18 protein-coding genes are annotated in these 20,846 nt (G+C 73.0%); 12 read left to right on the forward strand and 6 right to left on the reverse strand.

Features of this window, described 5'->3' with window-relative positions:
* Positions 1 to 222: 222 nt before the first annotated feature.
* Positions 223 to 978 carry a hypothetical protein gene (locus ACWCP2_RS13860; protein WP_450908783.1) on the reverse strand — a complete coding sequence of 252 codons (756 nt, stop codon included), beginning with the start codon at positions 976 to 978 and terminating at the stop codon, positions 223 to 225.
* 106 nt (positions 979 to 1,084) lie between these two features.
* Positions 1,085 to 1,651, reverse strand: coding sequence for a DinB family protein (locus tag ACWCP2_RS13865; protein WP_450908784.1), 567 nt, complete (start codon positions 1,649 to 1,651; stop codon positions 1,085 to 1,087).
* A gap of 262 nt (positions 1,652 to 1,913) precedes the next feature.
* Here ACWCP2_RS13865 and rox point away from each other — a divergent pair, with 262 nt between their 5' ends.
* On the forward strand, positions 1,914 to 3,338 hold the full coding sequence (gene rox, locus ACWCP2_RS13870; protein ID WP_450908820.1) for a rifampin monooxygenase: 1,425 nt from the start codon (positions 1,914 to 1,916) through the stop codon (positions 3,336 to 3,338).
* A gap of 51 nt (positions 3,339 to 3,389) precedes the next feature.
* Here rox and ACWCP2_RS13875 read toward each other — a convergent pair whose 3' ends face one another.
* The gene (locus ACWCP2_RS13875) at positions 3,390 to 4,049 is read right to left on the reverse strand and encodes an NADPH-dependent F420 reductase (RefSeq protein ID WP_450908785.1); all 660 of its coding nucleotides are present in this window, start codon (positions 4,047 to 4,049) and stop codon (positions 3,390 to 3,392) included.
* 129 nt (positions 4,050 to 4,178) lie between these two features.
* On the opposite strand from ACWCP2_RS13875, the gene ACWCP2_RS13880 reads away from it, so the two are divergent.
* The 4 genes from ACWCP2_RS13880 to ACWCP2_RS13895 all read left to right on the forward strand — a co-directional run bounded on the left by ACWCP2_RS13880 (position 4,179) and on the right by ACWCP2_RS13895 (position 10,345).
* A complete protein-coding gene (locus tag ACWCP2_RS13880; RefSeq protein WP_450908786.1) occupies positions 4,179 to 4,529 on the forward strand; it encodes a winged helix-turn-helix transcriptional regulator in 351 nt (116 codons plus the stop codon).
* Between the two features lie 248 nt (positions 4,530 to 4,777).
* Complete coding sequence (locus ACWCP2_RS13885) at positions 4,778 to 8,350, forward strand: DNA polymerase III subunit alpha (protein ID WP_450908787.1); 3,573 nt, start codon at positions 4,778 to 4,780, stop codon at positions 8,348 to 8,350.
* Positions 8,347 to 9,399 carry a DNA polymerase Y family protein gene (locus ACWCP2_RS13890; RefSeq protein ID WP_450908788.1) on the forward strand — a complete coding sequence of 351 codons (1,053 nt, stop codon included), beginning with the start codon at positions 8,347 to 8,349 and terminating at the stop codon, positions 9,397 to 9,399. The genes ACWCP2_RS13885 and ACWCP2_RS13890 overlap by 4 nt, the downstream gene beginning before the upstream one ends.
* Positions 9,400 to 9,559: 160 nt before the next feature.
* A complete protein-coding gene (locus tag ACWCP2_RS13895) occupies positions 9,560 to 10,345 on the forward strand; it encodes a carbonic anhydrase (RefSeq protein WP_450908789.1) in 786 nt (261 codons plus the stop codon).
* 176 nt (positions 10,346 to 10,521) lie between these two features.
* Here ACWCP2_RS13895 and ACWCP2_RS13900 read toward each other — a convergent pair whose 3' ends face one another.
* Positions 10,522 to 10,869 carry a hypothetical protein gene (locus tag ACWCP2_RS13900; RefSeq protein WP_450908790.1) on the reverse strand — a complete coding sequence of 116 codons (348 nt, stop codon included), beginning with the start codon at positions 10,867 to 10,869 and terminating at the stop codon, positions 10,522 to 10,524.
* A gap of 6 nt (positions 10,870 to 10,875) precedes the next feature.
* Between ACWCP2_RS13900 and ACWCP2_RS13905 the strand changes: the two genes are divergently transcribed.
* From ACWCP2_RS13905 to ACWCP2_RS13930, 6 genes are all read left to right on the forward strand, one after another.
* Positions 10,876 to 12,795, forward strand: a complete 1,920-nt coding sequence (locus ACWCP2_RS13905; RefSeq protein ID WP_450908791.1) for a HelD family protein — start codon at positions 10,876 to 10,878, stop codon at positions 12,793 to 12,795.
* A 100-nt stretch (positions 12,796 to 12,895) separates the two neighbouring features.
* Positions 12,896 to 14,209, forward strand: coding sequence for a M14 family metallopeptidase (locus ACWCP2_RS13910; protein WP_450908792.1), 1,314 nt, complete (start codon positions 12,896 to 12,898; stop codon positions 14,207 to 14,209).
* A gap of 178 nt (positions 14,210 to 14,387) precedes the next feature.
* Positions 14,388 to 15,305, forward strand: a complete 918-nt coding sequence (locus ACWCP2_RS13915; protein WP_450908793.1) for a MurR/RpiR family transcriptional regulator — start codon at positions 14,388 to 14,390, stop codon at positions 15,303 to 15,305.
* A gap of 363 nt (positions 15,306 to 15,668) precedes the next feature.
* The gene (locus ACWCP2_RS13920) at positions 15,669 to 16,058 is read left to right on the forward strand and encodes a hypothetical protein (RefSeq protein ID WP_450908794.1); all 390 of its coding nucleotides are present in this window, start codon (positions 15,669 to 15,671) and stop codon (positions 16,056 to 16,058) included.
* Positions 16,059 to 16,215: 157 nt separating this feature from the next.
* On the forward strand, positions 16,216 to 16,416 hold the full coding sequence (locus ACWCP2_RS13925; protein ID WP_450908795.1) for a hypothetical protein: 201 nt from the start codon (positions 16,216 to 16,218) through the stop codon (positions 16,414 to 16,416).
* A 114-nt stretch (positions 16,417 to 16,530) separates the two neighbouring features.
* Positions 16,531 to 17,340 (forward strand): SDR family NAD(P)-dependent oxidoreductase, encoded by an 810-nt coding sequence (locus ACWCP2_RS13930; RefSeq protein WP_450908796.1) that lies wholly within the window; start codon positions 16,531 to 16,533, stop codon positions 17,338 to 17,340.
* Positions 17,341 to 17,391: 51 nt separating this feature from the next.
* On the opposite strand, the gene ACWCP2_RS13935 is transcribed toward ACWCP2_RS13930, so the two are convergent.
* Both ACWCP2_RS13935 and ACWCP2_RS13940 read right to left on the reverse strand, forming a co-directional pair.
* Positions 17,392 to 17,877: a peroxiredoxin gene (locus ACWCP2_RS13935; protein ID WP_450908797.1), complete on the reverse strand. Its 486-nt coding sequence runs from the start codon at positions 17,875 to 17,877 to the stop codon at positions 17,392 to 17,394.
* 50 nt (positions 17,878 to 17,927) lie between these two features.
* Positions 17,928 to 19,496 (reverse strand): oleate hydratase, encoded by a 1,569-nt coding sequence (locus tag ACWCP2_RS13940; RefSeq protein ID WP_450908821.1) that lies wholly within the window; start codon positions 19,494 to 19,496, stop codon positions 17,928 to 17,930.
* A gap of 222 nt (positions 19,497 to 19,718) precedes the next feature.
* On the opposite strand from ACWCP2_RS13940, the gene ACWCP2_RS13945 reads away from it, so the two are divergent.
* Complete coding sequence (locus ACWCP2_RS13945; RefSeq protein ID WP_450908822.1) at positions 19,719 to 20,702, forward strand: LacI family DNA-binding transcriptional regulator; 984 nt, start codon at positions 19,719 to 19,721, stop codon at positions 20,700 to 20,702.
* The last annotated feature ends 144 nt before the right edge of the window (positions 20,703 to 20,846 follow it).

Genomic DNA, 20,846 nt, shown 5'->3' on the forward strand with positions numbered 1-20,846 from the left:
CCCGCGCCCCCGCCCGGATGCGGGCAGGGGCGGGCGTGGTCACGGCGGCCGGGTCAGAGCTCTCGCTGAGCGCGTCATGCCCCTGGGTACGGGCACCGCGCCGAGCCGCCGAACCGGGATGCTAGCAAACAGGAAACTTTCCTACCAGACGTACGGAGTGCTGGGTGGAGTACGGGGTGGAGTGCTGGGCGCCGTACTTGCTCTCCTGCCTGCTCGCGCGCTTCAGGAGATCGCGTACCACTGGCTGGCCCAGCCGGTGTTGATGGTGCTGGTGGACTGCTCGGCGAGGTTCACGGTGGCCGGGAGCGAGCTCTGACCGGTCAGTACGGTGCTGTAGCGCAGGCTCGGCGGGTTCAGACCCGCGTTCACCGAGATCCCGGCGCCGGTGGCCTTGAGGGTGAGGGCGTTCGTGGCCCAGTCGCCATTGAGGAGCAGGGCGACGAAGTAGGTGCCGGGGGCGGCGGTGAACGGCTTGGTGAGGGGGAACGGCTTGGCTATCGCGTCGGTCATCAGCAGCGGGGAGATGTCGGCGGTGGACGCGACCAGGGTGCCCTTGGCGTCGTACACGCCGAGGTAGCAGTTGGCCAGGCGGGCGTTCGGGTCGATGCCGGCCAGCCCCAGCCAGATGTTGGACCAGGTGAGCTCCTCGCGCAGCACCATCCGGACCAGGGTGATCCGTCCCCCGACCCCGGCCGCGGACTGGGCGGTGACGTGGCCCGCGTCGTTCGGATCCCCGGTCCAGGCCAGCAGGTTCTGGTCCTGCGGACGCGGCCCTTCGAACCCGCCGCCGTCCGCCGCCCCCGCGGTGGACGCGGCAGGGGACGCGGCCGCCGGCGAGGAAGCACCGGTCCCTGCACCGGACCCTCCCCCCTTCCCGGCCGTGCTCCCACCGGACGACGCCGAGCAGCCGGACAGGAGGAGGGCCGCCGCGAGCAGGGCGGCGAGGCCGGCCGGGGCGGTGGTGGTACGGGTGCGCATGGTCCCCCCATGAGGTGCTGTGTGCGAAGGAAGCCATGGTCACACGGGCAGCGCCCGCCCCCGTAGGCACCCCTTGCGCCCCCGGCCGGGCCGTCCGCGTCCGCGGCTACTGGCCCACCCTCCCGTCGACGCACTCGCGCAACAGGTCCGCGTGCCCGCAGTGACGTGCGTACTCCTCGATCCGGTGCACCATCAGCTCGCGCACCGAGATCTTGTCCTTCCCCACCCGCTCGCCCAGGTCCGGGTGCACGGCCAGTGCGGCGTCGGTCGCGGCCTGCTCGCGCTCCAGATCGGCGTACGCGCCGTCGACCACGGCCTGCTCGGCGACGGCTCCGTCGAAGTCCCCGTCGCGCTCGTCGTACAGATGCGGCAGCGGCTCACCCTCGGTGATCCAGTTCTGCCAGTCCCGCTCCACCTCGGCGAGGTGCCGCAGCAGACCGAGCAGCGACATCGTCGACGGGGGTACCGACCGGCGGGCGAGCTGCTCCGGGTCCAGTCCCTCGCACTTCATCCGCAGGGTCAGGCGGTAGTCGGAGAGGAACTCCTGCAGGGTCGCGAGCTCGCCCTCGGGGCTGGTCTCCCTGTCGCGCGGATCGTCCTGCGGATCCGCCCACATGTCGGGGTAGAGGGTCGACCGGGTCCATCGCTCGCCTTGATCGCTCATGCGTTTCATACTCGTCCACGCAGGAACCGGCGGGCCAGCCGTTTTCTCCCGGGTCTTCTCCCGGAACGTTCTCCCGGAACGCAGAATGGCAAGGAGGTTTCCTCACTCCTTGCCACTCTCAACTTATAGCGCACGGGGGGGCTTGCGGCAAGGCCCTGGTGGTGTCGCAGAATCACTGGCCTACGGCGAAACCTGCGGAAATGGTGACTGCGTGATGACTGAACTGCCCCACAACACGGCCGATTCGACGGACGTGACCGGCGTGACCGGCGTGACCGACGTGATCGTCGTCGGCGGTGGACCGACCGGCTTGATGCTGGCCGCCGAGTTGCGTCTGCACGGGGTCGGCGTCGTCGTGGTGGAGAAGCTGACCGAGCCGACCGGGGAGTCCCGCGGCCAGGGCCTGCACACGCGCAGCGTCGAGCTGATGGACCAGCGCGGCCTGCTGGACCGGTTCCTCGCCGTGAGCGACACGTTCCAGGTCGGCGGCCTGTTCGGCGGCATCATGAAGCCGTGGCCGGAGCAGCTGGACACGGGGCACCCCTACGGCCTCGCCGTCCCGCAGCCCGTCACCGAGCGGCTGCTCGGCGAGCACGCCGTCGAAGTCGGCACCGAGATCCGCCGCGGCTGCGAAGTGGTCGGCCTGAGCCAGGACGAGGACGGGGTGAGCGTCGAGCTGGCGGACGGTACGCGGCTGCGCGCCCGCTACCTCGTCGGGTGCGACGGCGGTCGCAGCGCGGTGCGCAAACTGCTCGGCGTCGGCTTCCCCGGTGAACCCGCCACGGTCGAGACCCTGTTGGGGCAGATGGAGGTGACCGCGGATCCGGAGACGATCGCCGCGGTCGTCGCCGAGGTCAACAAGACCCAGCTCCGCTTCGGCGTCCACGCGGGCGAGGACGGGACGTGCCGCGTGATCGTCCCCGCCGACGGTGTCTCCGAGGACCGCAGCGCGCCGACCCTGGAGGAGTTCAAGCAGCAGCTACGGGCCTTCGGCGGAACGGACTTCGGCGTGCACTCGCCGCGCTGGCTGTCCCGCTTCGGCGACGCCACCCGGCAGGCCGAGCGCTACCGGGTCGGCCGGGTCCTGCTGGCCGGAGACGCGGCGCACATCCACCCGCCGACCGGCGGGCAGGGTCTCAACCTCGGCGTGCAGGACGCCTTCAACCTCGGCTGGAAGCTCGCCGCCGCGGTCAACGGCTGGGCCCCGCACGATCTCCTCGACAGCTACCACGCCGAACGCCACCCGGTGGGCGCCGCCGTACTGGACAACACCCGTGCGCAGATCACCCTGATGGGCAGCGAAGCGGGTCCCACCGCACTGCGGGAGCTGTTCGCGAAGCTGATGGACTTCGAGGAGGTGAACCGGTACGTGACGGGGATGATCACCGCGGTCGACGTCCGCTACGACTTCGGCGAGGGCCACGAACTGCTCGGCCGCAGACTGCGGGACGTGGAACTGAAGCAGGGACGCCTCTACGCCCTGATGCACACCGGCCGCGGACTCCTGCTCGACCGGACGGGCCGGCTCTCGGTCTCCGGCTGGGCCGACCGGATCGACCACGTCGTCGACGCGAGCGAGGAACTGGACGTGCCCGCCGTGCTGTTGCGCCCGGACGGCCACGTCGCCTGGGCCGGAGAGGACCAGCACGACCTCGACGCCCACCTCCCGAGGTGGTTCGGCGCCGCCACCGCCTGAGCACGCGCGACGGCAGCCCGAACGTGATCCCCCCGCGGACGGGCCGGGTCTCTACTCCTTCCCGGCGAGTGGACCTGCCGCGTAGGCCAGTGGTGGCGCGATCGCCCGTACGTCCGCCTGTTCCGCCACCCACAGCCCGATGAACAACGCGGCGGTCGCCTCCAGCAGTCCGGCGCGGTCCAGCCCGCCTCCTGACACCGGGTCACAGCCGGTGTCCCGTACCAGCTCGCGTACCAGTCCGAGCGCCGCTCCGTCGTCCCCGCACACCGGGACGGCCAGGCGCTGGCCGTCGAAGACCGGCGGGTTCATCCGCCACACGTCCTCGTGGCAGAGGTTGAACGCCTTGACGACGTGCGCGTCCGGCGCCGCCGCGGCCAGCCGGTGCGCCGCCGAGGGGCCGCCTTCCGTCAGCAGCCGGAAGCCCGGTCCGACCGGATTCGCGCAGTCGAGCAGGACCTTCCCCCTCAGTGCCGACCGGAGCTCCCCGGCGACCTCCGCCCCCGCTCCGTACGGCAGCGCGACCAGCACCACCCCGCCGAATCCGGCCGCCGCGCGCAGACTCCCGTGCCCCGCCCCGCCCCCGATGTGCGCCGCGAGGCGCCGGGCCTTGCGTTCGTCCCGGCCCCCGACGAACACCTCGTGCCCGGCCCGCACCCAGTGCGTGGCCAGCGCGTCCGCCATGTTGCCCGTTCCCAGCACACCGATCCTCATCGAGAGGCCCCCTGTCGTATCCGCTGTTCGTATCCGCTGTCCGTACCGCGGTGCGCCCATGCGCCGTGCGCCATCCGCTCCGACCGCTTCGGGACGACACTAGGAAACCCGTCAGGCACCATGTGGTAAGTGACGCCCGACGCCCATCTCGCCGACTGCCGCGCCCGCCTCGCCTTCGACCTCCTCTCCAACACCTGGAACGCCGTGCTGATCTGGGTTCTGCGGGACGGTCCCAAGCGCCCCGGCGAACTGCGCGAGCGCATCGGCGGCATCAGCCCCAAGGTCCTGACCGAGACGCTGCGGCGGCTGGAGTTCAACGGGCTGGTGACGCGGCACGCCTATGGCGAAGCGCCGCCTCGTGTCGAGTACCAACTCACGCCTCTGGGGCGAACGTTGCTCGACCCGATCGACGCACTCGGCGTGTGGGCCTTCGAACACGGCGACGAGGTCATGGCCGCCAGGGAGCGAAGGGGCGGATGAGCGGCTCCCGGCCCGCACCCGCACCCGTGCTCGGCCGATGACCGTGGCGAGCAGGTCGTAGGAGACCGGTCCACCGTTCACGCGGTCCGGCGGTCCGGCGGTCCGGCGGCCCGTCGGGCTCCGGGGCGGCGTCGCGCCCGGCGGCTGTGCTGTTCCGTGGAGTCGCGCTGTTCGAATTATGTTCGATACGGTGGTTGTATCTGGTCAGGGTGGCTGGAAAGGGGTGGTCAGTCGATCGGAGGTGCCCCATGGCTATCGGTACGCACCTCCATGCCGCGAGTGGCTACTCGGCCCGATACGGCGCCTCGCACCCCTCTGACCTGGTGAAACGGGCCGCCGAGCGGGGTGTCGGGACGCTTGCGCTCACCGATCGCGACACCGTCGCGGGGGTGGTCCGCTTCGCGAAGGCGGCGGCCGGGGCCGGGGTCCGCCCGGTGTTCGGGGTCGACGTCGCCGTCGCCCCCGCCGCCGGGATCGGCGCACGCCCCGGGGCGCGGCCGCGGACGCCCGTGCGGGGCGGCGCGCACGTCGTCGAGCCGGCTCTGCGGGTCACCCTCCTCGCGCGGGACGCGGACGGGTGGGCCCGGCTGTGCCGCCTGGTCTCCGCCGCGCACGCGGGTGCGGGGTCCGCCCCCGCCGCCCCCGCCGCCCCCGCAGCCGCCCTCGCCGCCCCCGAAGCCGCCCACCCCACCCACCCCGCCCCCGCCCCGCCCGTCGTGTCCTGGTCCGCGCTGGAGCGGTACGCCGACCAGGGACTGGTGGTCATGCTCGGCCCCGTGTCCGAGCCCGTGCGCGCCCTCGCGGCCGGCCGGCCCGACCTGGCCGAGCGGCTCCTCGCCCCGTGGCGGGAGATCGCGGGCCCGGGCCTGCGGCTGGAGGTGCTCTGGTACGGGCTGCCCGGCACCGGGCCGGGCTCGCTGCGGCTGGCCGCCCGCACGCTGGGGCTCGCCGACCGGCTCGGCGTCCCGGCGGTCCTCACCAACGCCGTCCGCTACGCCGACCCCGCCCAGCACCGCATCGCCGACGTACTGGACTCCGCCCGGCTGCTGCGCCCCGTCGACCGCCGCCGGCTGGACTGCGGCGAGCGCTGGCTGAAGGGGCCGGACGCGATGGCGTACGCCGCCGAGCGGATCGCCGCGGCCACCGGCCCGGGCGCTGGCTCGGGCGCCGCCTCGGACCCGGCCCGGGCGGCCGAGCTGCTCGCGGAGACCGTGCGTACGGCCGAGCTGTGCACCGTCGACCCGGTGGCCGACCTCGGCATCGGCATCCACCCCGCCCCCGCGCGGCGCAGCTTCCCCGAGCCCGAGTCGGTGGGCGCCGGCCCCGGCCCGGACGAGGCCGGCGCCCTGCTGCGCCGGCGCTGTGCGGAGGGGATGTTCGCGCGCGGCCTGGACCGCGACCCGCAGGCGGTCCGGCGGCTGGAGTACGAGCTCGGCGTGATCGGGAAGCTGGGGTTCGAGTCCTACTTCCTGGCGGTCGCCCAGGTCGTCACGGACATCCGGGCCATGGGCATCCGGGTCGCCGCCCGCGGATCGGGGGCCGGGAGCATGGTCAACCACGCCCTCTTCATCGCCACGGCCAACCCCCTCGAACACCACCTGCTCTTCGAACGCTTCCTCAGCGTCCGCCGCCGCTCGCTCCCCGACATCGACCTCGACGTGGAGTCGGCCCGGCGGCTGGAGGTCTACGACCGGATCATCGAGCGGTTCGGCACCGAACGGGTGGCCGTCGCCGGGATGCCGGAGACCTACCGGGCCCGCCACGCCCTGCGCGACACGGGCCTCGCGCTCGGGCTGCCCCCGCAGACCGTCGACACGATCGCGAAATCCTTCCCGCACATCCGGGCCTGCGACATCCGAGGCGCCCTCGCCGAGCTTCCCGAGCTCAGGGAACTCGCCGCCGAGGCCGCCTCGTACGGCCCGCTGTGGGAACTCGCCGAGGGTCTGGACGCCCTGCCGCGCGGCTACGCCATGCACCCCTGCGGAGTGATCCTCTCCGACGCCGCCCTCCTGGACCGGCTGCCGGTGCAGCCCACCCCGGGCGGGAAGTACCCGATGGTCCAGGCGGACAAGGAGGACGTCGAGGACCTCGGGCTCGTGAAGCTCGACGTGCTCGGGGTGCGGATGCAGTCGGCGATGGCGCACGCCGTCGCCGAGATCCGCCGCACCACCGGCCGCCAGCTCGACCTCGACAACCCCGACCACGTCCGGCTGGACGACCCCGACGCGTTCGAGCTCATCAGGCAGGCCCGGACGGTGGGCATGTTCCAGCTGGAGAGCCCCGGCCAGCAGGACCTCATCGGCCGGCTCCAGCCGCGCGGGGTCCAGGACGTCATCGCCGACATCAGCCTGTTCCGCCCGGGCCCGGTCAAGGGCGGCATGCCCGCCCTCTACATCGCCGCCCGCCACGGCGCCGCCCCCCGCTACCCGCACCCCGATCTGGAGCCCGTACTCGCCGACACCTACGGGGTGACCATCTGGCACGAGCAGATCATCGACATCTTCGCGGTGATGACCGGCTGCGACCGGGCGCTCGGCGAGATCGCGCGCCGCGCTCTCGCGGGCCCCGACCGGCTGCCCCGGGTGGAGGCGTGGTTCCGGCAGCGGGCGGGCGCCCGCGGCTACGGCCGCGAGGTGCTCGACGAGGTGTGGGAGATCGTCGCCGCGTTCGGGGCGTACGGGTTCTGCCGCGCGCACGCCGTCGCCTTCGCCGTGCCCGCCCTCCAGTCGGCCTGGCTCAAGGCCCACCATCCCGCGGCCCTCTACGCCGGGCTGCTGGAGCACGACCCCGGGATGTGGCCCGCCCGGGTCATCGTCTCCGACGCCCGCCGCCACGGCGTGCCCGTCCTCCCCGTCGACGTCAACCACTCGGCCCCCGACCACCGCGTCGAGCGGACGGCGGACGGCGGCTGGGCGGTACGGCTCTCGCTGTCCACGGTGAAGGGAACCGGCGACGGGGAAGTGGCCCGCATCGCCGCCGGCCGGCCCTACGCCTCGCTCCAGGACTTCTGGGAGCGGGCCCGCCCCGCGCTCCCGACCGCCGAGCGGCTGATCCGGATCGGCGCCCTGGACGCCCTGAGCGGCCCGCTCACCCGCCGCGACCTCCTCCTCCAGGTCTCCGAGCTCCACCGCCACACCCGGGGGCGCGCGGTCGACGGGCAGCTCGCCCTCGGCGGCGCACTCGTCACCGCCGCCCCCTCGGGGCTGCCCGAGATGACCAGCCGTGAAGCCCTCAACGCCGAGATCGAGGTGCTGTCCATCGACGTCTCCCAGCACCTGATGGAGCACCACCACCGGCTGCTCCGCGAGATCGGCGCCGTCGACTCCGCCCACCTGGGCGCGATGCGCCCCGGGCAGCGGGTCCTGGTCGCCGGAGTCCGCGCCTCGACGCAGACCCCGCCGATCCCATCGGGCAAGAGGGTCATCTTCGTGACCCTGGAGGACGGCCGGGGCCTCGTCGACATCGCGTTCTTCGAGGACAGCCACGCGGCCTGCGCCCACACGGTCTTCCACTCCGGTCTGCTCCTGGTCCGCGGCACCGTCGAGGCCCGCGGACCGCGCCGCACCGTGGTCGGCGAGATGGTGTGGAACCTCGAGGAGATCGCGGCCGCCCGCCGCGACCAGGGCCCCGAAGCCGCGCTCGCCCTGCTCGGCCGCGCCGACCCGGCCCCCACGCCCGCCCAGGGCGCCGCCCGGCCGCGCACCCTCGCCAACGGCACCAGCGGAGCCCGCCTCCACCCCTACGCGGACCTCCAGCCCGCGGGCACCCGCGCCGCCGACCTCACGTCCCTCGGCTACACCAGCCCCGGCTCGGCGGGGTGATCACCACGCAGCAGATCCTCCACGCCCAGTTCCACTTCCCCGACGGAACCCGCCCCGGCGCGGGCCCGGGCACGGACCCCGGTACGGACCCCGGCGCCGGCCCGGGCTCCGCCACCGGCCTCTACGCCCAACTCCTCGACATGGCGGCCGACATCACCCCCCGGGTCCAGCCGGTCCCGCCCGACGCCGCCCACCTCGACATCACCGGAGCCCTGCGCTACTGGCAGCGCGACGCCGAGGCCCTGGCGGCCGTCCTGCGGATGCGGACCATCGGACTCCACGGCGTACGGACGACCTGCGCGATCGCACCGAACCGGATGCTCGCCACGATGACGGCCGCCCTCACCCCCCTCGGCGCCACCACCGTCCTCACCGACGAGGAGGTCACCGCCTGGCTGCGCCCCCGGCCCGTCGCCGCGCTCTACGGAGTCGGCCCGGCCACCGCCGCCACCCTGGCCGCGTACGGACTGCACACGATCGGAGACCTCGCCGACGCGCCCCTGCCCACCCTGACCAGGATCTTCGGCTCGGCCACGGGCCGGGCCCTGCACGCCCACGCCCAGGGCGAGGACCTGCGCCCGGTCGAGGCCCGCCCCGTTCCCAAGTCCCTCACCACCCACCACGCCTTCGAGGCCGACTGCCTCGACCCGGACCAGCACCGACGGGCCCTCCTCGGTCTCGCCCACCGGCTCGGCGCCCGGCTGCGCGACGAGGAGCAGGCGGCATCCGGCCTCACCCTCACCGTCCGCTACGCCGACCGCACCACGACCACCCGCACCCGCACCCTGGCCGAACCCACCCACCACACCGGCCCCCTCGTCGGCGCCGCCTACGAGCTCTACGGTCTCCTCGGCCTCCAACGGGCCCGCGTACGCTTCCTCGACCTCCGGGCCGACGCCCTGCGCCCCGCCTCCGAGGCCCGCCACCAGCTCAGCTTCGACCCGGCCGACGAACGGGCACTGGCCGTCGAGGCGGCCGCGGACCGCGCCCGGGCCCGCTACGGCCCCGACGCGGTCAAACCGGCCACCCTCGCCACCCGCAAGCCGTAGCCCCGCACGCCGTACGTTTGGAGCAACGTGCGGGTCGGCCCTGCGGCCAACAGGCGGTCCCTACAAGTCCGTCGTCCCGATCGAGCCGGGCTCCGGGAGGAACCCGCCATTTCCGTCCGGGCGTGGCCGCGGCGGGCCGATGCGGGGTTAACGTCCCCGAATGTCCTCGAACACACAAGCGTCTTCCGTCAGTTCGCCCAGCCGTCGCGTCCTCCTGCGCACCGCCCTGGCCGGCACCGCGGCCGCCGGGTCCGTCCTCGGACTCGGTGCCGTTGTGCCGGCCTCCGCCTCCGAGACCTCAGCCTCCGAGACCACCGCCGCCGAGACCTCCGCGGGGGTCCTGGGCGGGGCGCGCCCGCAGACCCCGGGGGAGGCGCTGCGGCGCCTGGAGGCCGGTAACCGGCGCTGGGCGGCGTACCGCCAGCGGCACCCGCACGAGTCGCGTTCCGTACGCCTCCAAGTGGCGCGGGAACAGCACCCGTTCGCGATCGTGCTGGGCTGCGTCGACTCCCGGGTGCCGCCCGAGCTCGTCTTCGACGAGGGGCTCGGCGATCTGCTGACCGTGCGCGCGGCGGGGGAGGTGCTGGACGAGGCGGTGCTCGGCAGCATCGCGTACGGGGTGCTGGAGCTCGACATCCCCCTGGTCCTGGTCCTCGCCCACCAGTCCTGCGGGGCCGTCGGGGCGGCGGTGCACGCCGACGAGACGGGCACCCGGCTGCCCGCGCACATCCAGTACCTGGCCGAGCAGATCCGGCCCTCCATCGACCGCGGCCAGCACGGCGAGGCCCGGGTCGCCGCCACCATCGACGCCCACGCGCGCCGGACCCGGGGTCTGCTGGCGGCGGAGCCGGACCTGGCCGGCCGGATAGCCGCCGGCCGGCTCGCCGTGGCGGTCGCGCGCTACGACCTGGTCGACCAGAGGGTCCGCATGCTGCGCACGGAGTGAATACCGCCCCTATATCGGCACCGCGTATCGGCACGACTATCGGCACGACGCAAAAACACCCCGGACCGTTTGACGGCCGGGGTGTTTGTCTGCGTATATTTGACGTTTCACATCGAGGTGGAACCGAGACGTGAAGAAGTTTATGAGGACAGCTTACCGCGTCAGGAGTGGAATTGTCAACCGAAGAATTCCGGAATGAACAGCAATTCATCACGGATCTCTACGCACGCCTCGATGCCCTGCGCGAACAGGCCGAACGTGCCGTTCAGGGCGCGCTCGGCGAGGCCGGCAGCGGGTTCCAGGCGCGACTGGAACGGGACATCGTGGTCGCCGAACAGTCCGGTCTGCTTTCCGCCCTGAACTCGGGAGAAACCGGTCTGTGTTTCGGCCGTCTGGAGTTCTCCGACGGCTCCGACCACCACATCGGCCGCATCGGAATCAGGCAGGACGACGCGGAGCGCACCCCTCTCGTACTCGATTGGCGGGCCGATGCGGCACGCCCGTTCTACCTCGCGACCGGCCATTCCCCCATGGGGCTGCGCCGCCGCCGCCACATCACCACCCGGGGCCGCGAGGTCACGGCCCTGCACGACGAGATCCTCGACCTCGCCGACACCGCCCGCACCGGCCACGAGGGGGCCGACGCGGACGCGGTGCTGCTCTCCGCGCTCGACGCCGCCCGGACCGGCCGGATGCACGACATCGTGCGGACCATCCAGGCCGAGCAGGACCGCATCATCCGCTCCACCCACCGCGGCATCCTGGTGGTGGAGGGCGGCCCGGGCACCGGAAAGACCGCCGTGGCCCTGCACCGGGCCGCCTACCTGCTCTACGCGCACCGCGAACTGCTCGCCAAGCGCGGCGTGCTGATCGTCGGGCCCAACCCGGCCTTCCTCGGCTACATCGGCGAGGTCCTCCCGGCCCTCGGCGAGACCGGGGTCCTGCTCGCCACCCCGGGCGAGCTGTTCCCCGGCGTGCGCGCGAGCGCCGCCGACCGCCCCGGCGCCGCCGCCGTCAAGGGGCGCGCCGAGATGGCCGCGATCCTCGCCCGCGTCGTGAGCGACCGGCAAGCCCTGCCGGAGACCGTGCCCGCGGGCAGCGGGGAGGACGCCGACGTGGTCCCCGAACCGGCCCTGGTGATCGACCACGACGACTACGGGACGCTGCTGCTCGACCGGACCATGGCCCACGAGGCCCGGGACCGGGCCCGCGCCACCGGACTGCCGCACAACCTGGCGCGCCCCTACTTCGCCTTCCGGATCATCGACGCGCTCACCGAACAGCTCGCCGACCGGCTCGGCGCCGACCCCTACGGCGGCCCCAACCTGCTCGGCCCCGACGACATCGCCCAGCTCGGCAAGGAGATCGCGACCAGCGCCGAGGTGCACGCCGCGATCGACACGCTCTGGCCCCCGCTCACCCCGCGGCAGCTGATCGCCGACTTCCTCGCCGAGCCCACCCACCTCCCCGAGCGGGAGGCCGCGCTGATCCGCCGTACGACGACGGGCGAGGCGGACTGGACCCCGGCCGACGTCCCCCTCCTCGACGAGGCCGCCGAGCTGCTCGGAGTCGACGACACCGCGCAGCGCGCCGCCGAGGAGCGCGAGCGCCTCGAACGCGTCGCGTACGCGCAGGGAGTCCTGGACCTCTCGGCCGGTTCGGACTCCTACGAGTTCGAGGACATGGAGAACGAGTTCCTCGCGGCCCACGACATCATCGACGCCGAGCGGATGGCCGAGCGGCAGGAGGAGGCCGACCACCGCAGCGCCGCCGAACGGGCCGCCGCCGACCGCACGTGGGCCTTCGGGCACGTGATCGTGGACGAGGCGCAGGAGCTGTCCGCCATGGCCTGGCGCCTGCTCATGAGGCGCTGCCCGACCCGTTCCATGACGCTCGTGGGCGATCCGGCCCAGACCGGCGACGAGGCGGGCTGCGGTTCCTGGCAGCAGATCCTGGAGCCCTACGTGGAGGACCGCTGGGAGCTCGTACGCCTCGCCGTCAACTACCGTACGCCCGCCGAGATCATGGAGCTCGCGGCCGCCGTGCTCAGGGCCCGCCACCCCGGCTTCGAGCCGCCGCGCTCGGTGCGTTCCACGGGACGCCGCCCCTGGGTGACGCGGACCGGCGACCTGGCCGCGGCGGTCGCCGACGCGGTACGGGAGGGCGCCCCGGCCGAGGGCCGCCTCGCGGTCATCGCCCCGCGCCCGCTGCACGAGGCCCTGGCGGCCGCGCTGCCGGGCGTCCGGGCGGGGGAGGAGCCCGACCTCACCCATCCGGTGGTCCTGCTCGCTCCGCGGCAGGCCAAGGGCCTGGAGTTCGACACGGTGATCGTCGTGGAGCCGGCGGACCACGAGCCCAGCGATCTCTACGTCGCCCTGACGCGCGCGACCCAGACCCTGGGGGTGCTCCACACCGGCCGTCTGCCGGAGGGGCTGGCCGAACAGCCGTAGCCGGGCCGGGGAACCGTACCGGAGGAACTCGCCCGGCCACCCGGGTGAGTTCGGGCGCGGATCCCTGCGGAAGGGGTCCCCGTCCCGCTACAACCGGGGCGTGACCGAGAAGACGACGGCGCGCGGCCCGTCCGCGCTCGCCGCTGCCCTGGCGGCCGTACTCGTGGCGGCCCTGGCCTCCGGCCCGGTGCGCGCGGCCGACGGGCCGCCGCGTACCGGGTTCGAGGCCTCGGACGGCGCGCACTGGACCAGCGAGTCCCAGGAGCGGGAGCTGCTCCGCGCGATCGGCCGGCCCGGTGGGCGCGCCACCGTCCGGACCATCGGAACGACCGTGCGGGGCCGCCCGATGCGACTGGTGAGCCTGGGCCGGGGCCCCGTCACCGTCCTGCTGGTGTGCAGCCAGCACGGGGACGAACCGGCGGGCCGCGAGGCGTGCCTGAGCACCGTGAGGGACCTCGCCCGCACCCGGGACGCGGCGGCCCTGCGCCTCCTGGGGGCGGTCACCCTGCTGGTGATCCCGACGGCCAACCCGGACGGGCGGGCGGCCGGCACCCGCGCCAACGCCCGGGGCACCGACATCAACCGCGACCACATGGCCCTGACCTCGCCCGAGGCGCGGGCGATGGCCGCCGTGCTGCGCGACCACCGGCCGCACCTCGTGTACGACCTGCACGAGTACCGGGCGACGCCCGGAACGTACGACAAGGACCTCTTCGACCTCTGGCCGCGCAACCTCAACACCGACCCGGCGGTGTACGCCCAGTCCCGCCTCCTGTCCGACGCCTACGTACGCGCGGCGGCGCACGCGGCCGGCCATTCCACCGGGACCTACGGCATCCGCACCGACCCCGTGACAGGAGCCCCGGCCGGGCAGTCCGCCGGCGACGGCCAGGAGCGGATCTTGCGCAACACGGCGGGCGTCAAGCACGCGGTCGCGCTGCTGATCGAAAGCCGCGTCGAAGCACGCGCGGGCGCGGCCGGGGACGCCGAGCGGGCCGACCCGTCCCTCCATCACCGCCGCCGGGTCGGCTCCCAACTGGCGGCCCTCAGTGGCCTGTTCGTCTACGCCTCCACGCGTACGGGCCCCCTGGCGGCGGCCTCGGAGGGCGCACGCCGGACAGCCGGGAGCGCGCTGGGCCCGGTCCCGCTGGGCGGCGCGGACAACGCTCCCGCGGGGTCGGGGGAGATCCTCGCCGACCCGCCCTGCGGCTACCGGCTCACCCCGGCCCAGTACGCGAGCACCGGCAGCCGGCTGGCCCTGCACGGCGTACGGGTGGAACCCGGCGCCGGCCCACCCGGCGCCGGCGGCGCGTTCGTTCCGCTGAGCCAGCCGCTGCGGGCCCTCGTGGTGCTGCTCCTCGACGGCCGGGCCCCGTACCGGCTCACAACGGGGCAGCCCGTACAGCACTGCTGACGCCCACTCAGTAGACGGCGCCGCCGCGGAGCAGATGCGCGTCCAGGGGTGCCGCGAACGCCGCCGCGGCCCTCGGAGCGGAGGTGAGCGCGGCCGGCCGGGCGGGGAAGCGCGCTGGTCAGCCGGATGCCGTGAGCTATGTTGGGATCACGGAGTGGTACGAGAGGGAGGACCGCCGGTGTCATCGGGGCAGCAGGCGCGCGCACAGGCGGCAGCGATCACGCCGGGCGGCCAGCCGGTCGACCACGAGCGGGCCCCGGCCGACCGGGTCCGGGCGCTGTTCGACGGGCACCCGCTCTCGCCGGGCCAGCGCCGGATCGCCCAGTACCTCGTCGACCACCTGACCGAGGCGGCGTTCCTCTCGATCACCGAACTCGCGGAACGCGCCGGCGTGAGCCAGCCCTCCGTGACCCGCTTCGCCGCCGCCCTCGGTTTCAGCGGGTACCCGGCCCTGCGCGAGGTGCTCCAGCCGATCGCCCTCAGCGCGGTGGCCGGCGCCCCCGACAGTCCCGAACGGACCCGGCGCAACGAACTGCAGGCGGCCGTCGACGCGGAGATCGAGAACCTGCGCACCGTCCGCCGGCTGCTCGCCGACACCGACCAGGTGCTCGACATCGGGCGCGAGCTGGCCCGGTCCGTGCCGCTGACGGTCCTCGGGCTGCGGATCTCGGTCTCGCTGGCGGAGTACTTCGCGTACGCGGCCCGCCGGATCCATCCCGACGTACGCCTGGTCACCGGGGGCGGCAGCGTCGCCTCCGACGCCCTGCTGCAGGCCCGGGCCGCGGGCGGCAGCTGGGTCCTGGCCTTCGCGATGCCCCGCCACGCCAAGGAGACCCTGGCGGCGCTGCGGGTGGCCCGCGGAGCGGGGCTGCGGATCGCGCTGATCACGGACCGGACGCTGGGGCCGCTGGTGGACGAGGCGGATGTGGCGCTGACGGCCGGCACGGGATCCCGGCTGGTCTTCGATTCCTACGCGGCGCCGGGCGTCCTGTCCGCGGCGCTGCTCCAGGCGATGGCGGACGCGGACCCCGAGCGGACGCAGGCCCGGCTCGAAAGCTACGAGCAGGCCGCGGACCAGCACGGCTTCTTCCTCTAGGTCCGCGAAGGATCCGCCAGGGCTCCGCCGGGGGTCCGCCAGGGATCCGCGAAGGCTCATGAAGTGGCATGAGGTGCCATATTCACACCACCCTCACACATGAATATTTTCATACCCTTGCCTACTCAACGGTATATATGTTTACTGATGGGCGGCGCGGTCATCCGTCGCGATGCCGAGGAAGGTGTCCCCACACCCTCCTTGAACAGACACCCGACGTGACGTTTCTCCTCCTCACGTGACGCCTGGTGTCCCGTCCGGCTTTCGGATCCCGCAGCGCCTCTGCGGCCTCGGCCAACCCCTGGGCCGAGGCCGCGCCATACGTTCTCCATCGGCGTTCGACACCTCGTGGAAGCGGCAAGAATGTCTCAGACGGCTCTCACCCCCCGCAGTCAGGACTGGCCCCGCGAGGTCAAGAGGCCCGGGAACCACGACTGGGAACGCACGGCCACCCGCTGGCTGCGCGATCTCCTGCCGGCCCGCTACGCCGGCTACGCGACCCTGACCCGGAGCCCCGTACTCCTCGCGCGCCACGCCCAGCTGCAGGTCCAGCACGAGATGCGGGTCGTACAGGTGGCCCTGGAAACCGGCCGGGCCCAGCTCCCCTCCCTCGGGGTGACCGAAGGGGTCATCGAGACCTCGATCAGGATGTACGCCGCCGAGCTCCAGCAGCTCTCCCGGCTGGCCCGCGCCATCCGCCTCGTCGGCGAGGCCCTCGCCTCGGGCGCGGCCCGCGCCCCCCGCGCCCGCTAGACGGGCCGGACCGGCCGGACCGGCCGCACCGGCTCCCGTTCGTCCGATCGGCTGGCTCTCGGCCGGTCACGGCCCTGCGTCGGGACAGAAGCGCGGCGCCTCTTTAGGTTCGATGGTGCTCACTGCTCCCACTCGAACCCGTAGAAAAGGTGCATCCATGCGTTCCGTCCGCTCCGCGCTCTCCCTGGTCGCCGCCGGTGTCATCGTCCTCGCCGGCGCCTCCGCCGCCTCCGCCGACGTGACCGTCAACGCCCCGTCCGAGAAGTCGTACACCATCGTCTTCGGCGACTGGCTGCAGTTCGCCGCCGACGACGTGTTCAACGCGGGCCTCAACAACACGGTGGGCTCCAACAACTGATCACGGGCAGTTCCGCGGTCCCCGTTCGTCCGGCCCGCGCCGGACGGCCGGGGACCCGGCGCGTACGGTGGCCCGATACGGGAGGTACGCCACCACGCGCAGGGGAGACGGGACATGAACGCGGTCGACTACCGGGGCCAGACCACGCTGATCACGGGCGCCAGCTCCGGTCTCGGCGAGGAGTTCGCCCGCCGGCTGGCCGCCCGCGGATCCGGCCTCGTCCTGGTCGCCCGCCGCGCCGACCGCCTGGAGCGGCTGGCCGCCGAACTCTCGGCGCAGTACGGCATCGAGGCCACGGCCGTCCCGATGGACCTCGGCGCGGAACGGATCGGCGACGCGCTCCTCGAAGAGCTGGAGGGGCGCGGCATCACGGTCACGAGCCTGGTCAACAACGCAGGCTTCGGCACCTTCGGCCCGCTCCACCAGGAGGATCCCGAACGGCTGCGCCAGGAACTCGCCGTCAACGTGGGCGCGGTGGTCGACATCAGCCGCGCCTTCATCGGCCCGCTGCGCGCCCACGGCAAGGGCGTCCTCGTCAATGTCGCGAGCATGGCTGCCTACCAGCCGATTCCGCGGATGGCCGTCTACGGAGCGACCAAGGCCTTCGTGCTGAGCTTCACCGAGGCGCTCTGGCACGAATCCCAGGGCACGGGCCTGCGGGTGATGGCGCTCTCGCCCGGCGCGACGAAGACCGAGTTCTTCGACGTGATCGGGACCACCGAGGTGGGCGGCGGCACCCGGGTCCAGACGTGCGAGGAGGTCGTCCGCACGGCGCTGGCGGCGCTCGACCGCAGGAACCCGGGCCCCAGCGTGATCTCCGGCGCCCTCAACCGGGTGATGGCCGTCGGCGGCCGCCTGCTCAGCCGCCGTCAGATGGTCAACTCGGTCGGCCGCCTCATGCCCGCGGCCGAGGCGGCCTCATGAACCTCCCGCGCCCCTCACCCTTCCCCGGGGCGCTGCCGGGCGTCCGGCGCGTCAGCCGGTGGTCACACCGGCGAGCTGTTCCGCGATGGTGTCGGCGGAGGGGAACCTCATGCCCAGGGTCCCGACGTGCTTCCAGTGCAGGGTGCCGTCCGGCGCGACGATGAAGACGGAGCGCCGCAGGCCGATCACCGGAGCCGCGATGCCGAAGGCACGCGCGACCGCGCGGTCGGTGTCGGCGAGCAGCGGAATCCGCAGGCCCCGGTCCCGGGCGAAGGACTCGTGGCTGTCCACGTCCTGCGGGCTGATGCCCCAGACCTGGGCGCCGCACGCCGAGAGCGCCTCCAGCCCGTCGGAGTAGGAGCACAACTGCGTCGTGCAGACCGGGGTGTTGTCGCCGGGGTAGAAGGCGAGAACGACCGGGTTCCCGCGCTGCTCGCCGAGTGCGTACTGCCCGCGGGTGAAGGCGTCCTCGCCGAGCTGGCCGCCCGGGAGCGAGAAATCGCCCACCACATCGCCCACGTCCGGGATTCGGGTCACGATGTCCGCACCTCTCTGTCGTCGAGGGGCGTACGGTACCCGACCGCGGCTCAGTGGCGGTGCATCGTGTGCAGGGCTTCGAGGAGCACCTTGGGGTCGTGGCCGCCCTTGTGGACCGGCGGCGGCTGCCGGTCCAGGTGCAGCAGCCGGGCCACGGCGGTCCACGCGGTGCGCACCGAGTACTCGACGGTGAACACCACGTCGTCGGGGACCTCGGCGTACTGGCCGATGAAGGCCAGGTTGGTCGAGCCCTCCGGGACCACCTCCGGCCGGTCGCCGGCCTTGCGGACCAGGAACTGGCTGGTGATGTACGGCATCAGGGCCGGAACGACGACCGAGGACTCCAGGATCTGCTCGCTCTGCGCGAGGCGCAGGTGCCCGAGCACCTCGGTGAGGATCTCGCGGCCCGTGCACTCGGCCATCGTCTTGCCCACGTGGTCGCCGGCCTTGTCCGGGAAGAGGGCGTACCCCCACCAGACGTAGGTGCCCTCGGGCTGCTCGTGGAAGTGCGGCTGGTGGTTGAGGACGATGGTCAGCAGCCAGCCGGAGTCCTTGAAGGTGATCAGACCGCCCTTGCCGGCCTCGCTGCCGGAGAACTCCTCCATGGCCTTGAAGAAGGTGGGGTCCTGGGTGGTGACGGTGAAGGAGCCCCAGGTGGAGTCCGAGACGGAGGAGTCGAAGACCGAAGGGTCTCCCAGATGGGGGCGCTTGGCCGCCAGGGTCTGCCACAGGCGCCACGAGGCGTCCGGCGCGGAGGTGTCCAGTACGGCGGGGGTGTCGGTGGACCCAAGGGTCGAGTTCGCGGTCATCGACCCGTTGGTGACGAACACGAGGTCCTCGGCGGCGACCGGGATCCGCACCTGCGCGCCCTCCCGGGTGCAGACGAGGGCGGTGGCGGTGGTGCCTTCGCCGTCGGCGAGCTCCACGTCGGTCACGGTGGTGTTCATCGTGAACGCGACGCCGTTGCTCCGCAGCCAGCTCTGGAGCGGGCGCACGATCGAGTCGTACTGGTTGAAGCGGGTGCGGTAGATCCCCGACATGGTGTCGAAGGTCTTGAAGAGGTGCACGAACCGGTTGAGGTAGCGCCGGAACTCGATCGCCGAGTGCCAGGGCTCGAAGGCGAAGGTCGTGCACCACATGTACCAGAAGTTGGTGGTGAAGAACGCGGGGGTGAAGCAGTCGGAGATGCGCTTGCCGTCGAGCCGGGACTCGGGTGAGGCCACGCACGCGACCAGGTCCAGGCGGTCGCGCTCGGAGAACCCCATGGAACGGGTGTCGACCCGCAGGCCGGCGGAGTCGACGAGGCGGGCCTTGTCGTTCCAGGCGAAGTCCTCGTGGAAGGCGAAGGTGTCCTCGGTGACCGAGATCCCCCGGTTGTCCAGCGAGGGGATCGAGCGGAGCAGGTCGTACGTGCACTCGAAGTGCAGCTCGAACATCCGGCCGCCGCGCATGGTGTAGCCGTTCTCGGGGTCTCCCGCGGCGTCCAGGCTGCCGCCCGTGCGGCCCTGGGCCTCCAGGATCGTGATGTCCGAGCCCGCGAACCCGCCCTCCCTGATCAGCAGCGCAGCCGCCGACAGGGAAGCGATGCCGGCACCCACCAGATAGGCCTTGGCCACGATGTGTCTCCTCGCCCTGGCCGTACGGGCCCCGGTCGGCCGTACGGTCACCCGCCCAGGCCATCACCCTCCACGCCGGGTCGCGACCGGGGTGCGCCATTGGGCGGGCAGGGCGCAGAGGAAGGACATCGCTTGCAAGGGATTTGCGTCGGCGGGACTGTTTTTTGCGCAGCCGACTGGTAGCTTGACCGCGTGAGCACCCAGAGGCTAGCCCAAGTGGCCGAGATGGCCGGCGTCAGCACGACTACGGTGAGTCGCGTCCTGAACGGCAACAGGGACGTGGCGCCCGCCACCCGCGAGGCGGTCCTGACGGCCGTGGACGTGTGCGGTTTCGAGCGCCCGGCCGAGTTCCGCAAGGAACGGGCCCAGCTGATCGGGCTGGTGGTCCCCGACCTCCAGAACCCCGTCTTCTCCGCGGCGGCGGAAGCGCTCGCCGGACTCCTCAACGGCCAGGGGCTGGTTCCCGTGCTGTGCACGCGCACGGCCGACGGCGTCTCGGAGTCGCACTACGTGGACATGCTGCTCGGGCAGAACGTCGGCGGGATCGTCTTCGTCGGCGCCAGTTACACCGACATAGGCGAGGCCCAGGGGCGCGAGCTGCGCCGCCGCGGGATCCCCGTCGTCCTGGTGAATCCGGCCGACGAGAACCCGGGCGTCGCGCAGGTCTCGGTGGACGACGCCGGCGCCGCCGAGCAGGCGCTGGAGCACCTGTCGGCGCTCGGCCACGAGCGGATCGGGATGATCGTGGGCCCCTCGGGTCATGTCCCCTCGGTCCGCAAACTCGCTGGTTACGCGGCCTTCAACGCCCGGCGCGGGGTCCCGGCCCAGGAGTGGCGGCCGCGCGTGGCCCACGCGCTCTTCTCGATGGAGGGCGGTGCCACGGCGATCACCCAGCTCCTTCCGTGCGGGGTCACGGCGGTCGTCTGCGCCAGCGACGCCCTCGCCCTCGGCGCCATTCGCGGGGCGCGCCGGCGGGGGCTGGACGTACCGGCCGAGCTGTCCGTCGTGGGCTTCGACGACTCGCTCTTCATGGTGGCCACCGATCCTCCGCTGACGACGGCCCGGCAGCCCGTCGCCGCCATGGCCTCGGCCGCGGTGCAGTTCCTGGCCGAGCAGATCCGCACGGGCGTGGGCCTGTCGGCGGAGATCCTCTTCGACACCGAGCTCATCGTCCGCTCGTCCACGACGCGGCCCTCGTCGAGGCGCTGACGGGGGAGCGGGTTCGCGACGCGAGAAACGAGGGTCCGGCGGTCGCCGGGCCCTCTTTCCGTGTCCGGGGCCGTCATCGGCGTGACGGCCGGCCCGTCACGATCCGTCACCTAGCTGAATGTCCATGCGTAATCTCTTGCGTAA

This window comes from Streptomyces sp. NPDC002104 (genome assembly GCF_053593795.1).

Coding starts and splice junctions, on each gene's coding strand:
- ACWCP2_RS13875 (WP_450908785.1), bottom strand. CDS start 4,049: ATGAGGATCGGTGTGCTGGGAACGGGCAACATGGCGGACGCGCTGGCC.
- ACWCP2_RS13920 (WP_450908794.1), top strand. CDS start 15,669: ATGTCTCAGACGGCTCTCACCCCCCGCAGTCAGGACTGGCCCCGCGAG.
- ACWCP2_RS13925 (WP_450908795.1), top strand. CDS start 16,216: ATGCGTTCCGTCCGCTCCGCGCTCTCCCTGGTCGCCGCCGGTGTCATC.
- ACWCP2_RS13930 (WP_450908796.1), top strand. CDS start 16,531: ATGAACGCGGTCGACTACCGGGGCCAGACCACGCTGATCACGGGCGCC.
- ACWCP2_RS13905 (WP_450908791.1), top strand. CDS start 10,876: ATGGGGCTGCGCCGCCGCCGCCACATCACCACCCGGGGCCGCGAGGTC.
- ACWCP2_RS13865 (WP_450908784.1), bottom strand. CDS start 1,651: ATGAAACGCATGAGCGATCAAGGCGAGCGATGGACCCGGTCGACCCTC.
- ACWCP2_RS13885 (WP_450908787.1), top strand. CDS start 4,778: ATGGCTATCGGTACGCACCTCCATGCCGCGAGTGGCTACTCGGCCCGA.
- ACWCP2_RS13895 (WP_450908789.1), top strand. CDS start 9,560: ATGTCCTCGAACACACAAGCGTCTTCCGTCAGTTCGCCCAGCCGTCGC.
- ACWCP2_RS13900 (WP_450908790.1), bottom strand. CDS start 10,869: ATGGCCGGTCGCGAGGTAGAACGGGCGTGCCGCATCGGCCCGCCAATC.
- ACWCP2_RS13860 (WP_450908783.1), bottom strand. CDS start 978: ATGCGCACCCGTACCACCACCGCCCCGGCCGGCCTCGCCGCCCTGCTC.
- ACWCP2_RS13945 (WP_450908822.1), top strand. CDS start 19,719: ATGGCCGGCGTCAGCACGACTACGGTGAGTCGCGTCCTGAACGGCAAC.